Source organism: Faecalitalea cylindroides ATCC 27803 (genome assembly GCF_000469305.1).
GTDB lineage: Bacteria > Bacillota_I > Bacilli_A > Erysipelotrichales > Erysipelotrichaceae > Faecalitalea > Faecalitalea cylindroides.
This window is the reverse complement of the sequence record NZ_KI271042.1, coordinates 32484-49168: the sequence shown is the minus strand read 5'-3', so window position 1 is coordinate 49168 and position 16685 is coordinate 32484. Positions and strand designations below refer to the sequence as shown.

21 protein-coding genes are annotated in these 16685 nt (G+C 36.8%); 17 read left to right on the top strand and 4 right to left on the bottom strand.

The window, feature by feature from the left end; translation table 11 throughout:
- From HMPREF0367_RS08685 to HMPREF0367_RS08675, 3 genes are all read right to left on the bottom strand, one after another.
- Window positions 1–907, bottom strand: a 907-nt coding sequence (locus HMPREF0367_RS08685; protein ID WP_035403358.1) for a GNAT family N-acetyltransferase, incomplete at its 3' end; no start/stop codon positions are given.
- Entirely contained in the window at window positions 904–1176 is a 273-nt protein-coding gene (locus HMPREF0367_RS08680) for a hypothetical protein (protein ID WP_022355647.1), read from the bottom strand. The genes HMPREF0367_RS08685 and HMPREF0367_RS08680, both read right to left, overlap by 4 nt.
- Before the next feature lie 39 nt (window positions 1177–1215).
- A complete protein-coding gene (locus tag HMPREF0367_RS08675; protein ID WP_022355646.1) occupies window positions 1216–1815 on the bottom strand; it encodes a YigZ family protein in 600 nt (199 codons plus the stop codon).
- 86 nt (window positions 1816–1901) lie between these two features.
- Between HMPREF0367_RS08675 and HMPREF0367_RS08670 the strand changes: the two genes are divergently transcribed.
- From HMPREF0367_RS08670 to HMPREF0367_RS08590, 17 genes are all read left to right on the top strand, one after another.
- Window positions 1902–2453 carry a phosphatase PAP2 family protein gene (locus HMPREF0367_RS08670; protein WP_015535614.1) on the top strand — a complete coding sequence of 184 codons (552 nt, stop codon included), beginning with the start codon at window positions 1902–1904 and terminating at the stop codon, window positions 2451–2453.
- Entirely contained in the window at window positions 2434–4173 is a 1740-nt protein-coding gene (locus HMPREF0367_RS08665) for an Hsp70 family protein (RefSeq protein ID WP_035403355.1), read from the top strand. Before HMPREF0367_RS08670 ends, HMPREF0367_RS08665 begins: the two co-directional genes overlap by 20 nt.
- Window positions 4170–5264: a DnaJ domain-containing protein gene (locus HMPREF0367_RS08660; protein ID WP_035403352.1), complete on the top strand. Its 1095-nt coding sequence runs from the start codon at window positions 4170–4172 to the stop codon at window positions 5262–5264. Before HMPREF0367_RS08665 ends, HMPREF0367_RS08660 begins: the two co-directional genes overlap by 4 nt.
- An 18-nt stretch (window positions 5265–5282) precedes the next feature.
- Complete coding sequence (locus HMPREF0367_RS08655; protein WP_022355642.1) at window positions 5283–6509, top strand: serine hydroxymethyltransferase; 1227 nt, start codon at window positions 5283–5285, stop codon at window positions 6507–6509.
- A complete protein-coding gene (locus HMPREF0367_RS08650; protein ID WP_022355641.1) occupies window positions 6506–6979 on the top strand; it encodes a 23S rRNA (pseudouridine(1915)-N(3))-methyltransferase RlmH in 474 nt (157 codons plus the stop codon). Before HMPREF0367_RS08655 ends, HMPREF0367_RS08650 begins: the two co-directional genes overlap by 4 nt.
- Window positions 6980–7104: 125 nt before the next feature.
- The gene (locus HMPREF0367_RS08645) at window positions 7105–7596 is read left to right on the top strand and encodes a response regulator transcription factor (RefSeq protein WP_035403349.1); all 492 of its coding nucleotides are present in this window, start codon (window positions 7105–7107) and stop codon (window positions 7594–7596) included.
- Window positions 7593–7790 carry a LytTR family transcriptional regulator DNA-binding domain-containing protein gene (locus tag HMPREF0367_RS08640; protein WP_035403346.1) on the top strand — a complete coding sequence of 66 codons (198 nt, stop codon included), beginning with the start codon at window positions 7593–7595 and terminating at the stop codon, window positions 7788–7790. Before HMPREF0367_RS08645 ends, HMPREF0367_RS08640 begins: the two co-directional genes overlap by 4 nt.
- Before the next feature lie 137 nt (window positions 7791–7927).
- On the top strand, window positions 7928–9112 hold the full coding sequence (locus HMPREF0367_RS08635) for a phosphoglycerate kinase (protein ID WP_015535608.1): 1185 nt from the start codon (window positions 7928–7930) through the stop codon (window positions 9110–9112).
- A 14-nt stretch (window positions 9113–9126) separates the two neighbouring features.
- Entirely contained in the window at window positions 9127–9873 is a 747-nt protein-coding gene (gene tpiA, locus HMPREF0367_RS08630) for a triose-phosphate isomerase (protein WP_015535607.1), read from the top strand.
- 115 nt (window positions 9874–9988) lie between these two features.
- A complete protein-coding gene (locus tag HMPREF0367_RS08625) occupies window positions 9989–10981 on the top strand; it encodes an NlpC/P60 family protein (protein WP_015535606.1) in 993 nt (330 codons plus the stop codon).
- Window positions 10982–11022: 41 nt separating this feature from the next.
- Entirely contained in the window at window positions 11023–11535 is a 513-nt protein-coding gene (locus tag HMPREF0367_RS08620; protein ID WP_015535605.1) for a nitroreductase, read from the top strand.
- 4 nt (window positions 11536–11539) lie between these two features.
- On the top strand, window positions 11540–12013 hold the full coding sequence (ispF, locus tag HMPREF0367_RS08615) for a 2-C-methyl-D-erythritol 2,4-cyclodiphosphate synthase (protein ID WP_035403343.1): 474 nt from the start codon (window positions 11540–11542) through the stop codon (window positions 12011–12013).
- Window positions 12013–12462 (top strand): D-aminoacyl-tRNA deacylase, encoded by a 450-nt coding sequence (gene dtd, locus HMPREF0367_RS08610; protein ID WP_035403340.1) that lies wholly within the window; start codon window positions 12013–12015, stop codon window positions 12460–12462. The genes ispF and dtd overlap by 1 nt, the downstream gene beginning before the upstream one ends.
- Complete coding sequence (gene folD / locus HMPREF0367_RS08605) at window positions 12459–13316, top strand: bifunctional methylenetetrahydrofolate dehydrogenase/methenyltetrahydrofolate cyclohydrolase FolD (protein ID WP_035403337.1); 858 nt, start codon at window positions 12459–12461, stop codon at window positions 13314–13316. The genes dtd and folD overlap by 4 nt, the downstream gene beginning before the upstream one ends.
- A complete protein-coding gene (locus HMPREF0367_RS08600) occupies window positions 13313–13522 on the top strand; it encodes a DUF951 domain-containing protein (RefSeq protein WP_022355636.1) in 210 nt (69 codons plus the stop codon). Before folD ends, HMPREF0367_RS08600 begins: the two co-directional genes overlap by 4 nt.
- 4 nt (window positions 13523–13526) lie before the next feature.
- The gene (ychF, locus tag HMPREF0367_RS08595; RefSeq protein WP_022355635.1) at window positions 13527–14630 is read left to right on the top strand and encodes a redox-regulated ATPase YchF; all 1104 of its coding nucleotides are present in this window, start codon (window positions 13527–13529) and stop codon (window positions 14628–14630) included.
- A 1-nt stretch (window position 14631) separates the two neighbouring features.
- A complete protein-coding gene (locus HMPREF0367_RS08590; protein ID WP_035403333.1) occupies window positions 14632–15282 on the top strand; it encodes a site-2 protease family protein in 651 nt (216 codons plus the stop codon).
- 35 nt (window positions 15283–15317) lie between these two features.
- On the opposite strand, the gene HMPREF0367_RS08585 is transcribed toward HMPREF0367_RS08590, so the two are convergent.
- Window positions 15318–16526: an L-serine ammonia-lyase, iron-sulfur-dependent, subunit alpha gene (locus HMPREF0367_RS08585; RefSeq protein ID WP_035403330.1), complete on the bottom strand. Its 1209-nt coding sequence runs from the start codon at window positions 16524–16526 to the stop codon at window positions 15318–15320.
- Window positions 16527–16685 lie beyond the last annotated feature (159 nt).

The window sequence follows — 16685 nt, the reverse complement described above, 5'->3', positions numbered from 1 at the left end:
TATGATGAAATCTTAACGGTAAAAGATGAATAAGTTCAAAGGCCTGGTTTGCGTTACGAACATCTTCTTTGGTCCACTTGGAAAATAGTTTGTAGTTGTTCAATCGGGCTAAGATCGTTCCTTGATTACGAGGAATATCAAATGGGAATAATTTTTCGATTCTTTCATCCATTGAAACAACAAAGGAAATGGCATCGTTTCGAATTGCCAAGTAGCGTAAGAGATCTAAGATTGCGTTGGAATCCAGATAAACCAGGACATCAATTTTAACATGATTGTTTAAAACTTTATAGATCGCAAAACCATGGGGCTTTTCACCATGCATCATGAGGGCTACTTTTTTCTTGCAGTCAATTGCATAGTGTATTTGGTTTTCAAAGTCTTTTTTTGAAAGAATGATGCTTCCATCAAAGTGGGACATGAATTCAAGATACAATGGATAGAGATCGATATTTGGATGGTAAAAACGAATGTTTTTATCATTTCCCTGATTGCATTTATCGGCAGGGATCCAATAGTATTTTGTTTTTGATATACAAGAAAAACTTCGGTTTTCAAAAAGTTTAGGAAAATTTGTATATACCATTGTTAATAGTTCATTATGACTGGATTGTTCCAAAAAAGCCTCTAACAACTGTCCAAACTGATCGCGTTGACGATAATCGGGAAGTGTAGCTGCAAGGGATATGGTTGCAACGGCGATCTTCTGGTGTTTGAAAGATAGGATCCTTCGTTTGGTCTGAAGACAAGAAGTCAAACGACCATCCTGCCAATAACAGAACATAGTTTCGGGTTTGAATTCATGTTCCATCCATGCCCGAATCTGCGCATCATTCATATTTAACATTGATTTTTTTAACAGCTCTTGAATTTCATTATGGTAGCCGATTGCGTTTTGACAAATCATTGTGCATCTCCATCATCTTCATGTTCAGTGTATTCGACATCAATTGCATCGTGTTTTGGTGGATTTGTATAGGTGTAGTCCGATTGATTGTGAATGTCTTCATAATATGTATTATCTTCATAATCATCATAATGTTTGCGTCCTTGAAAAAAACTTCTTAATACACCTAAAACCAAGAAGAAAAGTAAGATTGGTGCCAAAAAAGGCAGAATATATCCAATCAAGATAAAAATTATCAATATGACAATAAAATAAAAGAATAGATTCATGTTGATCACCTCTTAAAGTATAACATAAGAATATCTTGGCTAAATGACTTTTTCCATAGATTGTTTGTTGATCCATTTCGGTTCAATCACTCCACCCGAGATTTCTTTTAGATCTTTGGAAATATCTTCTGTACTTAAATAATGATAGATTACATTTTCGGCATAATCTTTTAAACTAATGTGGATACCATGTGTGGCAAAATAGTGATCTAATTTACCTATAAGTGAATAATTGAATTCAATTTCGTATTCATCAAACATTGTTTCTTCAACTAGTACGCTTTTATCCAATGCTTCGCTGACACTGGAAGAGTAGGCTCTAACTAATCCGCCAGTACCTAATTTGATGCCACCAAAATAGCGGACTACTACAACAAGGATATCTTGCATCTCTTTTTGCATCAAAACATTTAACATAGGATGACCAGCAGTTTGACTTGGTTCACCATCATCGTTAGAGCGCATGATAGAGCCGATGATCATTGCGGTACAGTGGTGTGTGGCATTAGGATGCATTTTTTTGATTTGACGAATATATTCTTTTGCCTCTTCTTCATCGCTTGTACGATGAAGATAGGTTATGAATTTGCTTTTTTTAATTTCTATAGTGTTTTCAATATCAAATTGTATCTTTGGCATAGCTAAATCCTAGCTAATTTTTTGGGTTTCGTCAATCAATGTAATATTTCTTTGCCTTTTTAATTAATCTTTCGTATAGTTGAGATATGAATATATTAAATTGGATAACAAATCTTGATCTGGCGATCAACTATTGGATCCAGGAAAACTTAAGAAATGATTTTCTGACAAGATTTTTTACATTTATTACTTCTTTATCAAATTATGGATGGTTTTGGATATTGCTTATCATCGTTTTATTGATCAATAAGAAAACAAGAAAGGTCGGTATCATAGCGTTCGTATCATTTTGCGCATGTGCGTTAGTTGTTAATGTGTTTATGAAACCTCTTTTTATGCGAACCAGACCCTATGATTTAGTGGATTTTTTGATTTATATAGGACATAAACCTTGGGATTATTCTTTTCCATCGGGTCATACGTCAGCTGCATTTTCGGTTGCTTTGATTTGCTTTTGGCAGTTGGACAAAAAATACAGCTGGATCTTTGTGTTGATTGCGGCTTTGATTGGGTTTTCAAGACTATATTTAGGAGTTCATTATCCAAGTGATGTTTTAGGAGGTTTTTTAATTGCCTTGATCATTAGTTATATCGTAAACAAGAAGGGAAGTGAATATTATGGCCGTAATAGGAATTGATTTAGGAACGACGAACAGTCTTTGTGTAACGTATAGAAATAATAAAGTGGAACTAATTCCTAATGCCTTTAATGAATATTTGACACCAAGTGCTGTCTGGATCAAAGATGATGAAGTAATCGTAGGGAAAATTGCTAGACAGAGACTTGTCAGTGATCCTGCACATACAGCCAGTCTTTTTAAACGTGCGATGGGTACTAATAAGCTTTATGAATTAGATAATAAAAAATTTACTCCATCACAACTTTCAAGCTTTGTGGTAAAACAATTGATATATGATGCTGAAGTATATTTAAATGAGAAAGTGGAAGAAGTTATTGTCAGTGTTCCAGCGTATTTCAATGCGCGCCAAAGAAAGGCGACAAAAGAAATTGGAAGTATTTTAGGAATCAAATTGGATCGTTTGATCAATGAACCAAGTGCTGCCGCTATAGCCTGTCATGATATGCCGGACTATGAAACCTTTGTTGTATATGATTTTGGTGGTGGAACTTTGGATGTATCGGTTGTTGATTGTTTTGAAAATGTCGTCAGCATCACTTCAATTTGTGGCAATAATCATCTAGGGGGCAGTGATTTTGATCGTGCAATCGCATATTATTTCTGTGCCAAAAATAATCTTGTTTTTGAAAAATTGAATGATTCTATCAAGGCAAGCTTGATGATGGCAGCTGAGCGTTGCAAGATTTATTTATCAGATCATGATCAAGCCATAATGAAATTATCAATAAAAGATAAAATGTATGAATATACTTTTACTAAGGAAAAACTAAAAGAAATATGTTTGCCGATTCTAGAAAATGCCAAGATCGTGATCGCAAAAGCAGTAAAGGACAGTGGCTTTACAGCGGATGAACTAGATAGCTTGATCTTGGTTGGCGGTTCTTCTAAAATGCCACTGGTGCAGGAGTATTTATCTGATTTATTGAGCATTCCTATTGAACAGACACGTGACTTTGATCAGCTTGTCGCAATGGGGTTAGGCAAATATATAGGAATCAAACAACGCAGCGAGAGCATCAAAGATATGGTCGTGACCGATATTTGCCCATTCTCGTTATCTACGGCAGTGATCAATGATGTTGAGCCTGACAAACTGTTATCGAAAGTAATCATTGAAAGAAACAGTGTGCTTCCTTGTAGTAAAACGGTCATGCTGCAGACAGCTAGGCTTGGTCAAAAGAAGCTGGACGTTGAAGTGTTTCAGGGAGAATCCATGTATGCCAAGGACAATTTGCAGTTAGGAAAAACAAGCATTGATATTCCAATAAACCATCAGGTACATGAACAGTTTGCTCTAACGTATACTTATGATATCAATTCGATGTTGTATGTGGAGATCCATATCTTGTCCACAAATGAAATATATATTTTTCAAGTTGGGCAGAGCAGTGATTTTGAGAAGGTAACTTCAACCAAACAGTTAGATTCAATCAAGAATGTATCTTTACAGCTGAATAAAAATTCAGAATACGAAATGGTCTTAGAAAAAGCTAAACGTATATATATGGAAATGGATGCCCAAGGTCAGGACTGGCTTCGTGATATGGTTTTGCGCTTTATCAAATTGTATGAAAGAAATACGAATAATATCAAAAAGAAGGCTTTATTGATAGAAGAAATGGATCATTTGCTGGATCGTTATGATCTAAATCGTATTTATGAAAACATGGACATTTTTAAGAATGAAGAAGATGAAAATGAAGGTATGTTATCATGACGATTTGGACAATTTTAGGAATTGAACCAACACAAAACAAGAAAGAAATCAAAAAAGCCTATGCGAAAATGGCAAAAGTATATCATCCAGAAACCCACCCAGAACAGTTCGAACAATTACAGGAAGCGTATCAAAAAGCTTTGGAATACGCTAAAGGCAATCCGGTTCATCAAGAAGAACCCGTAAAGATTGAACCTGAAACCAAGCCGGAAACATATTTAGAGTTTGATGTAGATCCAATTGAATCAAATGTTTCTCCAATTCCAAGAAGCAAGGAATTATTTCAGGAAACCAAAGAAACAAACAAGACCGATAATAATCAATATGTCGTGGAAAACATCGTTTCAAGCCTGCCAAAAAAGATCGATGCAACAACGTTGAAAGATTTATTTGAAAATTCACTGGTACAAACATATAAAAGCGATTCGATATTTTGTGGAAAATTAGAGAAGGCCTTGATCAAAAAAACATTCATTGGAACTTATGAAGAGTTTCAAGTTATGTTGAAACTGCTGGATGAGCATGGATTTATTCAGGCTAAAAAGAAAGTGCAGAAGTTTCAAAATGCATATCTTGTATCTTCAAAACAATCAAAAGTTTATCGAGCAATCTTTATTATTGTAGTTATTGCGGTATCTGGAGCTTTAACACTTTTTATGCAAAATATTGAAGGGGATAGTGAGCCAGATGATACAAAACAAGTAGAGCCATTGGATATCGACACAGATAAAACCATGAATCAGTTGAATGAACCATTCTTAAATGGATTTACGATCAAAAATGGATCACTGATTGATGAAAATGATCATGTGGTTATTGAGAATATTGATGATGTGATCTATACAATGTCTAATTATATAGTTATTCATAATGATCAAGGATATTTATCTTATGATACTAAAACAAAGACCAGTGTAAATCTAGAATACAATGATGTTGTATTGGTTCAAAGAAAAGAAGAGACAACAACGTATTATTTAGGGCTGAATCAAGATGGAACATGGTATTTAAGTGATCTGCAGGGTAATGTTCTTGAACAACTTGCAGAAGATCCTTCTTTGTCAAATGACCTTGAAGTGATAGAATACTAGAAAACAGGAGGAAAAAGCATGAGAGATACAGCAATGTTTTCTATTATAGATAAGGAAGCAAAAAGACAAAAACAAAATGTAGAGCTGATTGCCAGTGAAAATTTTGTTTCAAAAGAAGTAAGAGAAGCACAGGGAAGTGTTTTGACCAACAAATACGCAGAAGGGTATCCAGGCAAAAGATATTATGGTGGATGTGTTTATGTGGATCAGGCTGAAGATTTGACACGCCAGCGTGCTAAAGAACTATTTAAGGCAGAGCATGCCAATGTACAGCCTCATTCAGGTTCACAGGCTAATATGGCTGTTTATAATACCTTGTTGCAACCAGGGGATGTTGTGCTGGGGATGGATCTGGCTGCCGGTGGACATTTAACACATGGACATCCTTTGAACTTTTCAGGAACGCTTTATAAGTTTGTCGCATATAATGTAGATCCTGAAACAGAATTGATCGATTATGACGCGCTTGAAGAATTGGCAATTAAAACACAACCTAAGTTAATCGTGGCTGGGGCAAGTGCTTATCCTAGAATCATCGATTTTAAAAGGTTTAGTGAGATTGCCAAGAAAGTGAATGCTTATTTAATGGTGGATATGGCGCATATTGCAGGATTGGTGGCAACAGGTCTTCATCCAAGCCCAATTCCATATGCTGATTTTGTGACAACGACGACCCATAAGACTCTTCGAGGTCCGCGTGGAGGGATGGTTTTCTGCAAAGAAGAGTTTGCCAAAAAATTGGATTCAAAAGTATTTCCGGGAATGCAGGGAGGTCCTTTAGAACATGTGATCGCAGCTAAAGGTGTCTGTTTATATGAGGCAAGCCAACCTGAATTCAAATCATATATGGAACAGACTCTAAAAAATGTGCAGGTGATGTGCAAAGGATTTAAAGAAGCTGGTTTCCGTCTTGTTTCAGGTGGCAGTGATAATCACTTGTTACTGGTGGATGTATTAGGCAGTATTGGCATGACAGGAAAAGAAGCGGAAAGATTGTTAGATCTTGCTGGAATTACCTGCAACAAAAACACGATTCCATATGATACACAAAAACCATTTGTCACATCTGGAATTCGTTTAGGTGCGGCGGCTATGACTACAAGAGGATTTAAAGAAAAAGAATTTGAAAAAGTGACAGATCTTATGATACAAGTCTTAAAATCAAAAGATGAAGAGTTTGCTAAAAAGATAAGAGAAGAAGTATTAAAACTTACTCAGGATCATCCAGCGGAGGCAACATTTTGATCAAGATCATTGCCATTGGCAAGAACAAGGATAAAGCCCTGAAATTACAGGAAGCCGAATATTTAAAAAGATTGTCAGCTTTTTGTAAATGTGAAGTGATCGAAGTAAAAGACGAATCCAATGAACATGCTGAGCGCGAAAAAGAGATGCAGATCATAAAAGATAAAGAAGCTTCCAGAGTGCTGGAAAAAATTAAGGTCAATGATTTTGTTGTTTTATTAGATTTACATGGTGAAATGTTCACAAGTGAAAGCTTTGCACAAAAACTGGATTCTTTGATGAGCACGCAGTCAAACATCGTGTTTGTAATTGCGGGATCTTTAGGTCCTTCGACAAGTCTGGTACAAAGAGCTAATCTAAGATGGAAGCTATCGGATCTAACATTTACGCATCTAATGACTCGTGTTTTGATCTTGGAACAGATTTATCGAGCTTTTATGATCAATAATAATCGTAACTATCATAAATAACAGGCATTGCCTGTTTTTTAATATAAAAAAACTTCACAGTACTATGAAATAATGTTCTTGTGAAAAAGAGTTTGCGGCTATATAATATTTTTACTACAGTATTTAAAAACAACTAAGGGGAAAATATGAAGTTAGCTATTGTGTGTGATCATTTTGTATTTTTGAAAAAACTGTTACGAGTTATTGAGAAAGAGTATTCGATTGCCGATATAGATGTATATGAAGATTTAAATGGATATCAAAATTGTGGTCGTTATCATGATGCTTTATTGGCCGATATTGATACGATAGGTTTAAAAGGTCTAAAATGTATAAATTCACATCCACAGCCTTTTACGTATATCATTTATCTGGCAATGAACCGTAATTATATGGAAGATGCTTATGGTGTGAATGTTCTTGGATATGTATTAAAGAATCAAATTGAAGACAAGATCTATATAAAGTTACAAAAAATAAGGAATTTAATGCAGATACATAAGATTTATGAGTTAAAGAGCGAGCGCCAATTTGTGCGAGTTCCTGAATATAAGATGATGTATTGTTATTTGGAGGATGGATTTATGTATCTTGAATTAGATCAGGAAAAAGAATTCGACTTTCTTATCGTACTTTGATTGAACTTAAAAATATTCTATCTTCTCGATTTTGGCGTATCAATCGTAACTGTATCGTAAATAAAGATAAGATCATTGCGATCGATCATGCTAGACATGAAATAAAACTGATAAATGGTCATAGTTTTCATGTTTCGAGAAGAGAATGGGTTCAGTTTAAAAAATCAAATCATACAACTCTTGGCGAGCATTGATGGATGCTCGTTTTAATATTGATAAAATATACGAAGATAAGTGTTAAACTTTGATAAAATTGCTTGTGAAAAACTAGTCAATAAAAATGTGTAGTGTTATAATAAATGTGCGTAAAAAAACAATAGGAGGAATTTAAATGGCTAAAAGAACTGTAAAAGACCTTGATGTTGCCGGTAAAAAGGTCATTGTACGTTGCGATTTTAACGTACCTAGAAAAGACGGAGTAATTACAGATGACAACCGTATTGTTATGGCGTTGCCAACAATTAAATACTTGGTTGAAAATAAGGCGAAAGTTGTTCTTATGTCTCACCTTGGAAAAGTAAAGACAGAAGAAGACAAAGCTAAAAACAACTTGGAATGTGTAGCTGTACGTTTACAGGAATTACTGCCTGAAACAAAAGTTTCTTTCTGCCCTGTTACACGTGGGCCAGAATTGGAAGAAGCAGTTAACGCATTAAATGAAGGTGAAATCGTTTTAATGCAGAATACACGTTATGAAAAAGGTGAAAGCAAAAACGATCCTGAATTAGGTGCTTACTGGGCTAGCCTTGGTGAAGTATTCGTAGAAGATGCATTTGGTTCAGTACACCGTGCTCATGCTTCTACAGTTGGTATCCCAACAAATATCAAAGAAAACGGTCTTGGCTTCTTGGTAGAAAAAGAAGTAACAATGTTAGGAAAAGCTGTTGATGAACCAGCTCATCCATTTGTTGCAATCATCGGTGGTTCAAAAGTTTCCAGCAAGATCGATGTTATCGATAACTTGTTGAAGAAAGCTGATAAAGTTATCATTGGTGGTGGAATGGCTTATACATTCATGAAAGCTAAAGGCGGATCAATCGGTACATCATTGGTAGAAGATGACAAATTAGATCTTGCAAAAGAATACTTAGAAAAAGCTGGCGATAAATTAGTATTGCCTGTAGACAATGTTTGCGCAGATGCATTCAGCGAAGAAGCTAACACTCAGGTTTGCAAATCTGGTGAAATCCCTGAAGGATGGATGGGTCTAGATATCGGTCCTGCTTCTGTTGAATTGTTCAAAGAAACATTAGCTGGTGCTAAAACAGTTGTATGGAATGGCCCAATGGGTGTATTCGAAATGAAGAAATTCGCAAAAGGTACTGAATTGGTTTGCCAGGCTATTTCAGAACTTCCTGATGCAATCACTGTAATCGGTGGTGGTGATTCAGCTGCTGCTGCTAAACAATTAGGATATGCTGATAAGTTCTCTCACGTATCAACTGGAGGAGGAGCTTCATTAGAATATATGGAAGGTAAGACATTACCTGGTATCGCAATCATCAGCGAGAAATAAGGAGATAACGAATTATGAGAAAACCAATTATTGTTGGAAACTGGAAAATGAATAAAAACAACGCAGAAACAAAAGCTTTCTTTGAAGCTGTTGATGCAGTTGCTGCAAGCGAAAATGCTACTTATGGAATTGGATGTCCATTTACAGATTTAAGAACAGCTCAGGACAATGCTAAAAACTTGATCGTTGCTGCTGAAAACTGCCACTGGGAAGATTCAGGAGCATTCACGGGTGAAGTAAGCGTTCCTATGCTAGAAGAAATCGGAATTAAATACTGCATTATCGGTCATTCTGAACGTCGTCAGATGTTTGGTGATACTGATGAAACAGTTAACAAAAAAGCTAAACGCCTATTAAAGGCTGGTATCACACCAATTCTTTGTATCGGTGAAACAGAAGCTCAGTACGATGCAGGTGAAACAGAAAAAGTTATCCGTGATCAGTTAACTGGATCATTGGCAGACCTTTGCGCTAAATGCGTAGGAAGCATGGTTATTGCTTATGAACCAATCTGGGCTATTGGTACTGGTAAATCAGCTACAAAAGAAGATGCTCAGAAATGCTGTGCTATCGTTCGTGATCAGGTAAAAGTTATGTATGGTGAAGAAGCTGCTGAAAACGTACGTGTTCAGTATGGTGGAAGTGTTAAACCAGAAAATATCGTTGAATACATGGCTTGCCCAGATATCGATGGTGCATTGATCGGCGGAGCTAGTTTAAAGGAAGCAAGCTTTATCGATATTATTGAAAAAACTAAATAGTTTTTAAAAGGATTTTCCTAAAAAGTACAAACAATCTTTCTTTTAAAGGTTGAATGTACTTTTTTTTTGTGTTAAAGTATTTTTGAATCATCGGATATAAATAGGGGGAATAGCTATGAATTATGTTGAAAACAATGGTAAAAAAGTAGCAGCCGTACTTTGTGTAGCATCTTGTTTCCCAGTTGTTGCAACTGTATATGCAATGGAAACAGAACCAGGATGGCATGGCGATAAGTATATTAAAGAAGACGCTACCGTAGCAAAAGGTTGGGAAGAAATCGAAGGAAAGAGTTATTATTTCTCTGAAGATGACGGAACAATTGAAAAAGAAACTACACAGAAAGCGGTAGTTGCTAGTGTTTCTTCTAACATTTCGGGGGATGTTCAGGAAACAGTAGCTAATGTTGCAAAAGAAGCCGTTGTAAAAGAAGTACAGAAACAAGAAGAAGAGAAGAATACACAGGAAGTTGTTGAAACTCCAGTGGATAATACTACAGAAACACAGACTCCTGCTGAAGAAGTTCCAGCAGAGCCTACAACACCAGTTGAGGAAGTTCCAGCAGAAGAACCGACAACACCAGTTGAACCAGAAACTCCTGCAGAACCATCAACTCCAGTAGAAGAACCTAGTACGCCGGAAACTCCAGCTGAACCAACTACACCAGTTGAACCTGAGACTCCAAGTACTCCAGAAACTCCTACTACACCAGTTGAACCAACTGTTCCAGAAACACCAACGGAACCAACTACACCAACAAATCCTTATGCCGATTTAAATGCACGTATTGCTGCTGCAGCGCAGACGTTAGTAGGGGTTACAGATGGACAATGGTGTACACAGGTTGTTCAACAGGCTCTTGCATTAGCTGGTGTATCAGATGCCTACCAGTTATGGCCAGATGAATATGCTGGTATGTATGGATATTATACAAATGATCCTCAGCCAGGTAACTTGATTTACTATAATAACGGAGGACGTGGTGTCGATCATATCGCTATCTATATTGGAAACGGTTTAGCCGTGCATGGAAACTACAATGGACGTACAGTAATTGAGTCTGTATACATTCCAGGTGGTGCTCCACAGTTTATCCAAGTATGTCGTTAAGCTTGACTTTATAGTCAGGCTTTTTTTAAAGGAGAGAAGTTATGAATCAAGCATATGAAAATATCATAGAAAGAAGAAGTTGTAAATCCTACAAGGAACAAAGAGTTCCCAAAGACGTATTAGAAAAAATCGTAGCGGCAGGACAAATGGCGCCGAGTGGTATGAATCGTCAGGCATATGCTTTTGTCGTTGTTCAAGATAAGAAAATGATGAATACGATCTCTAAATTAAATGCATCTATTATGCAGGCGGATACAGATCCTTTTTATCATGCGGATTGTGTGATTATTGTATTCGGGAAAAAAGATGTGCGTACACATGTTTACGATGGTTCTTTGGCTATGGAGAATTTGATGCTGGCAGCCAATTCTTTGGGAGTGTCCAGTTGTTGGATTCATCGTGCTAAAGAAGTGTTTGAAACCGAAGAGGGAAAAGAGTTGTTGAAAAAATGGGGCTTGGAAGAATATGAGGGAATTGGTAATTGTATTCTAGGCTATTCTGATGGTGAAATAGCACCAAGAAAACCACGTACATCTAAAGTCGTTTGGGAGTAAAGATATGCGTATAGGGCAGGCAGTGGATATCCACCAGCTATGTAATGGAAGAGATTTAATACTAGGTGGAGTTAAGATCAAACACGAAAAAGGTTTGTTGGGGCATTCCGATGCGGATGTTTTAACCCATGCGATCATGGAAAGTGTCCTAGGTGCTTTAGCTTTAGGTGATCTGGGAAAACATTTTCCAGATACAGATCCAAAGTATAAAGGTGTTTCAAGCATGATATTGTTGGAACATGTATATCACTTAATGGATGAAAAGGGCTATAAGATTGGTAATATTGATTCAACTATATTGGCTGAAAGGCCTAAGATGGCACCTCATATTCAAAAAATGCGGGAAAATATCGCATCGATTCTGCATTGTAATGTAGATAAGATATCAATTAAGGCAACTCGTGGAGAAAAACTTGGCTTTGTAGGAAATGAAGAAGGAATTCTCTCTATGGCTGTTTGCCTATTGGAGGAAAAATAATGCGAGTTGTTTTACAAAGAGTACGTCATGCATCTTGTACAATTGATGGAACTGTTACAGGAAAGATCGAAGATGGTTATTTAGCATTGGTTGGCTTTTGTCAGGAAGATACATCTGAAATTGTGGATAAGATGGTCCAAAAGATCGTCAAGCTTCGTGTTTTCTCGGATGAACAAGGAAAGATGAACTTATCTCTAAAAGATATTTCTGGTTCTGTTTTATCAATTAGTCAATTTACTTTATATGCAAATGCGAAGAAAGGAAATCGCCCAAGCTTTATTGATGCAGCAAAACCAGATGTTGCGATACCTTTATATGATTATTTTAATCAAGAGCTAAAAAAAGAAGTACATGTTGAAACGGGTGTTTTTGGTGCAGATATGAAAATTGAATTGTTAAATGATGGACCGGTTACGATCGTTTTGGATAGTAAGGAGTTATTTGGATGATTATTTATGGTAATGAACTTGCAGCTTCTTTTAAAGAGAAGATGAAAGCAGAAATCGAAATATTAAAAAAGGAAAATAAACGACTTCCTTTGCTGGCGGTAATTTTAGTAGGAAACAACCCGGCAAGCCAGTCTTATGTGCGTTCCAAAGAAAAAGCTTGTCTATCCATTGGAATGGAAAACAAGACGATCGTGCTGACAGAAGATATTTCACAGCAGGAATTAGAGAATGTCGTGCAGCAGCAAAATGAAGATGATACGGTAGATGGTATCCTTGTTCAGCTTCCTTTGCCAAAACATTTAAATGAGCAGGCTGTTATTGATAAGATCAGTCCTTTAAAAGATGTGGATGGTTTACATCCGGTAAATGCAGGTGCTTTATTGACAAATCGAAGTGGTTTTATTCCATGTACGCCTAAAGGAGTAATGGCGATGTTAGAAAGCATTGGTTTAGATGATCTTTCTGGTATGAATGCTGTTGTATTAGGACGAAGCAACCTTGTAGGAAAACCGCTGGCTTTGTTATTGCAAAATAAAAATGCAACGGTGACAATAGTGCATTCAAAGACAAAAGATATTAAAACCATCACATCGAAAGCGGACATACTAGTTGCAGCTATTGGACAGCCAAAAATGGTCAAATCTGATTGGGTCAAGGACGGAGCCGTTGTAATCGATGTTGGAATCAATCGAATGGAGAATGGAAAACTTTGTGGAGATGTTGACTTTGATGACGTTTGTGATAAAGTGAAAGCTATCTCGCCTGTTCCTAAAGGAGTAGGTCCAATGACTGTATGTATGTTGTTAGAAAATACATTGGAGTCATATCACAATAAAGAAAGGAAAACTGGATGAACGAAAAAGAATATGGTCTAAATGACATCGTTGAGATGAAAAAAGAACATCCTTGCCATAAATCAAAACAATGGAAGATCATTCGTATGGGTGCGGATATTCGAATCAAATGTTTAGGTTGTGGAGCAAGTGTTTTGATGCCTAGGCAAAAGTTTGAAAAGAAGCTGAAAAAAGTAGTCGTTCATGAAGAAGTGAAAGGAAGTTAGAAATATGCCATTAACTGCTGGAATCGTAGGTCTTCCTAACGTTGGGAAATCTACTCTGTTTAACGCTATTACAAAAAGTCAGGTAGAAGCCGCAAATTATCCCTTTGCGACAATTCAACCCAATGTAGGTGTCGTAGAAGTGCCGGATGCAAGGATCGATCGTCTTGTTGAGATCTTTCATCCTAAAAAAACGATTTATACTACATTTGAATTTACAGATATTGCCGGTCTTGTAAAAGGTGCCAGCAAAGGAGAAGGATTGGGGAATCAGTTCTTATCAAATATTCGATTAACAGATGCGATCTGTCATGTGGTTCGTTGTTTTGATGATGCGAATATCACTCATGTTGAAAACAGTGTGGATCCTGTTCGTGATGCGGAAATCATCAATCTTGAATTGAATTTAGCGGACTTACAGACAGTTGAAAATCGTATTGGAAAGATTGAAAAGAAATCGAAAACAACGAAAGATAAAGATGCAGTTGCCGAGATGGCTTTATTGAATCGTTTAAAACCGTTGTTGGAAGAAGGTAAACCAGCACGTGTATTAGAAGTAGATGAAGATGAAGCTATCATTTTGAAAGGGTATAATTTGTTGACAGCAAAACCGATGATCTATGTTGCCAATTTGGATGAAGAAGGTGTCATGGATCCATCAGCCAATGCGTATTATAACCAGTTGGTAGAATATGCAAGTTCACAGAATAATGAAGTTGTTGCGTTATGTGCCAAAATGGAAGAAGAATTATCGGAATTGGATAAAGAGGAAAAGACCGCATTCTTAAATGAACTTGGTGTGGATTCAAGTGGTCTTGATCTATTGATCCAAAAAGCCTATTCTGTATTAAATCTTTGTACATTCTTAACGGCTGGAGAAGATGAATGTCGTGCCTGGACATTTAAAAAAGGCATGAAAGCTCCAGATTGTGCGGGAGTTATTCATACCGATTTCAAAAAAGGATTCATTCGTGCAGAAGTATACCGATTTGAAGATATTGATGAATTAGAAAGTGAACATGCCATCAAAGAAGCCGGTAGACTTCGTTTAGAAGGAAAGGATTATGTCGTGCAGGATGGCGATGTAATGCACTTCAGATTTAACGTATAGTATGCTTAGATTTGATATAACTTCGATCCTTGTTCGTATCGTTGCGGTTGTCCTGGCTATGTCAGTGCATGAAATGGCACATGCTCTTGTATCATATTGGATGGGTGATCCAACAGCGAAGTTAGAAGGACGTTTAAGTTTAAATCCTTTTAGGCATATTGACTGGTTAGGGGTGCTTTGTTTGATGTTTTTCGGGTTTGGTTGGGCCAAACCGGTACCTATTGATTCAAGATATTATAAAGATCAAAAAACGGGAATTATTTGGACAAGCTTTGCCGGCCCTTTGGCAAACTTTATCTTAGCTTTTTTGGTTTTGGTTATCTATATGCTGCTGGTAAAATTTGCTCCTGGTTTTTTATTAGGAACTACAATAGGTGATTTTGTTGCCTCATGTTTAATTGGTACATCAAGTATCTCTATTGCGTTTGGGATCTTTAACTTGATTCCAATACCACCGCTGGATGGTTCAAAGATCTTGTTCTCCTTTTTGCCAGATGATCAATATTATCGTTTTATCCAGGGATCACAGATCTTCTATTTCATTTTTATCGCAGTCTTATTCTCGGGAATTTTGGATGTTCCTTTGTATATGTTTAGAAACAGTATCTTTGAAGTATTCTGGAATGTCGCTTCTGCGATAGTTCCACTATAATTTATTCATAAAAAAGCGCTTCGTCTGGAGCGCTTTTATACTTTATCCGGGACAACAACAGCCAAACCGCCAAGAGCACTTTCTTTAAGCTCGATTGGAAGTTTTTTACCGGTTAGATTCATTGTTTTAACGACCATGTCAAAGCTGACACGGTTTTTCTTTACGTTTCGGATGTATTTAGCAAGTCTTGCAGCATCAATACATCTTGTTGCGGCAACGGCATTTCTTTCGATACATGGAATCATGACATATCCGCCAACTGGATCACAGGTTAGACCTAGATGATGTTCTAAACCAATTTCAGCAGCACATTCGATCTGCTCATTAGCTTGCATCTGACAATAGGCAACCATGGCACTTCCCATAGCGCAGGCAGCACCGACTTCAGCCTGGCATCCTGCCTTGGCTCCAGAGATCGTAGCATTTGTCTGGATTAGATTACCGATTAATCCAGCAACTTTAAGGCCTTGGATCAAAGTGACTTTTGGATAATGAAGATCGTGATAAAAGTGGTAGACAAGACTTGGAAGCACACCACAGCTTCCCATCGTAGGAGCGGTTACGACCATTCCTCCGCTGGCGTTTTGTTCACTGGCTGCATAGGCATAGCTGCAAACTAACAGATTGTTTTTATCTGTAATATCTTCACAGCTGTTAGCTGATTGAAATAAGGCGTGTGCTACACGGTCTAATTTCAGGCTTCCTGGTAGGACACCGGTTTTGTTTAATCCTGTTTTTACGCATTTTAACATTGCCTTGAAGATGTTTTTCATATAGGCATCAAATTCTGGCCCTTCAAAGATATCGATGTATTGATCTAGACGAAGATGTCTTTGTTTACAATAGTTTTGGATATCATCCATCGTGGAATGAGGATATACATCGTCAACTTCATCATTTTTTTGCCCATCAATTTCGATTTTTCCTCCACCGACAGATACAAACTGATGTTTACCTAAAGATTGATTTTCCTTGAATGCTTCAATGGTCATCGTATTTGGATGTTTACATGTGTCTTTGAGATTGAATTCGATATTTGTTTCTTTTGGGTTTAATGTCTTTTTGATGATCATATCGGTTAAATGACCTTTTCCAGTCAAAGCTAATGAACCATATAAGATAACATCGAAACGATCTGCTTCTGGATATTTTACCAGCATATAAGAAGATGCCTTCATTGGACCAAAGGTATGGGAGCTGCTTGGCCCTGGCCCGATCTTGTATATATTTTTGATACTTTGCATAGTAATATTGACCCCTTTTTCTACACCGACATTATATACGATAATGTAATGAAATGCTTATGAAAAATTTTTACATTTTATCTGTAAATTTTCAAAAAATCTTCGAAAATCCTTGCAAAGAAAACAAACAAAGAGTATGATATACACATATTACGGAGG

Bases quoted from the DNA above. Each gene is read 5' to 3' on its own strand.
- HMPREF0367_RS08655 (WP_022355642.1), top strand. From the start codon at position 5,283: ATGAGAGATACAGCAATGTTTTCTATTATAGATAAGGAAGCAAAAAGA.
- HMPREF0367_RS08645 (WP_035403349.1), top strand. From the start codon at position 7,105: ATGAAGTTAGCTATTGTGTGTGATCATTTTGTATTTTTGAAAAAACTG.
- HMPREF0367_RS08585 (WP_035403330.1), bottom strand. From the start codon at position 16,526: ATGCAAAGTATCAAAAATATATACAAGATCGGGCCAGGGCCAAGCAGC.
- HMPREF0367_RS08675 (WP_022355646.1), bottom strand. From the start codon at position 1,815: ATGCCAAAGATACAATTTGATATTGAAAACACTATAGAAATTAAAAAA.
- ispF (WP_035403343.1), top strand. From the start codon at position 11,540: ATGCGTATAGGGCAGGCAGTGGATATCCACCAGCTATGTAATGGAAGA.
- HMPREF0367_RS08660 (WP_035403352.1), top strand. From the start codon at position 4,170: ATGACGATTTGGACAATTTTAGGAATTGAACCAACACAAAACAAGAAA.
- ychF (WP_022355635.1), top strand. From the start codon at position 13,527: ATGCCATTAACTGCTGGAATCGTAGGTCTTCCTAACGTTGGGAAATCT.
- HMPREF0367_RS08600 (WP_022355636.1), top strand. From the start codon at position 13,313: ATGAACGAAAAAGAATATGGTCTAAATGACATCGTTGAGATGAAAAAA.
- HMPREF0367_RS08635 (WP_015535608.1), top strand. From the start codon at position 7,928: ATGGCTAAAAGAACTGTAAAAGACCTTGATGTTGCCGGTAAAAAGGTC.
- tpiA (WP_015535607.1), top strand. From the start codon at position 9,127: ATGAGAAAACCAATTATTGTTGGAAACTGGAAAATGAATAAAAACAAC.
- folD (WP_035403337.1), top strand. From the start codon at position 12,459: ATGATTATTTATGGTAATGAACTTGCAGCTTCTTTTAAAGAGAAGATG.
- HMPREF0367_RS08665 (WP_035403355.1), top strand. From the start codon at position 2,434: ATGGCCGTAATAGGAATTGATTTAGGAACGACGAACAGTCTTTGTGTA.
- HMPREF0367_RS08620 (WP_015535605.1), top strand. From the start codon at position 11,023: ATGAATCAAGCATATGAAAATATCATAGAAAGAAGAAGTTGTAAATCC.
- HMPREF0367_RS08680 (WP_022355647.1), bottom strand. From the start codon at position 1,176: ATGAATCTATTCTTTTATTTTATTGTCATATTGATAATTTTTATCTTG.
- HMPREF0367_RS08670 (WP_015535614.1), top strand. From the start codon at position 1,902: ATGAATATATTAAATTGGATAACAAATCTTGATCTGGCGATCAACTAT.
- HMPREF0367_RS08590 (WP_035403333.1), top strand. From the start codon at position 14,632: ATGCTTAGATTTGATATAACTTCGATCCTTGTTCGTATCGTTGCGGTT.
- dtd (WP_035403340.1), top strand. From the start codon at position 12,013: ATGCGAGTTGTTTTACAAAGAGTACGTCATGCATCTTGTACAATTGAT.
- HMPREF0367_RS08625 (WP_015535606.1), top strand. From the start codon at position 9,989: ATGAATTATGTTGAAAACAATGGTAAAAAAGTAGCAGCCGTACTTTGT.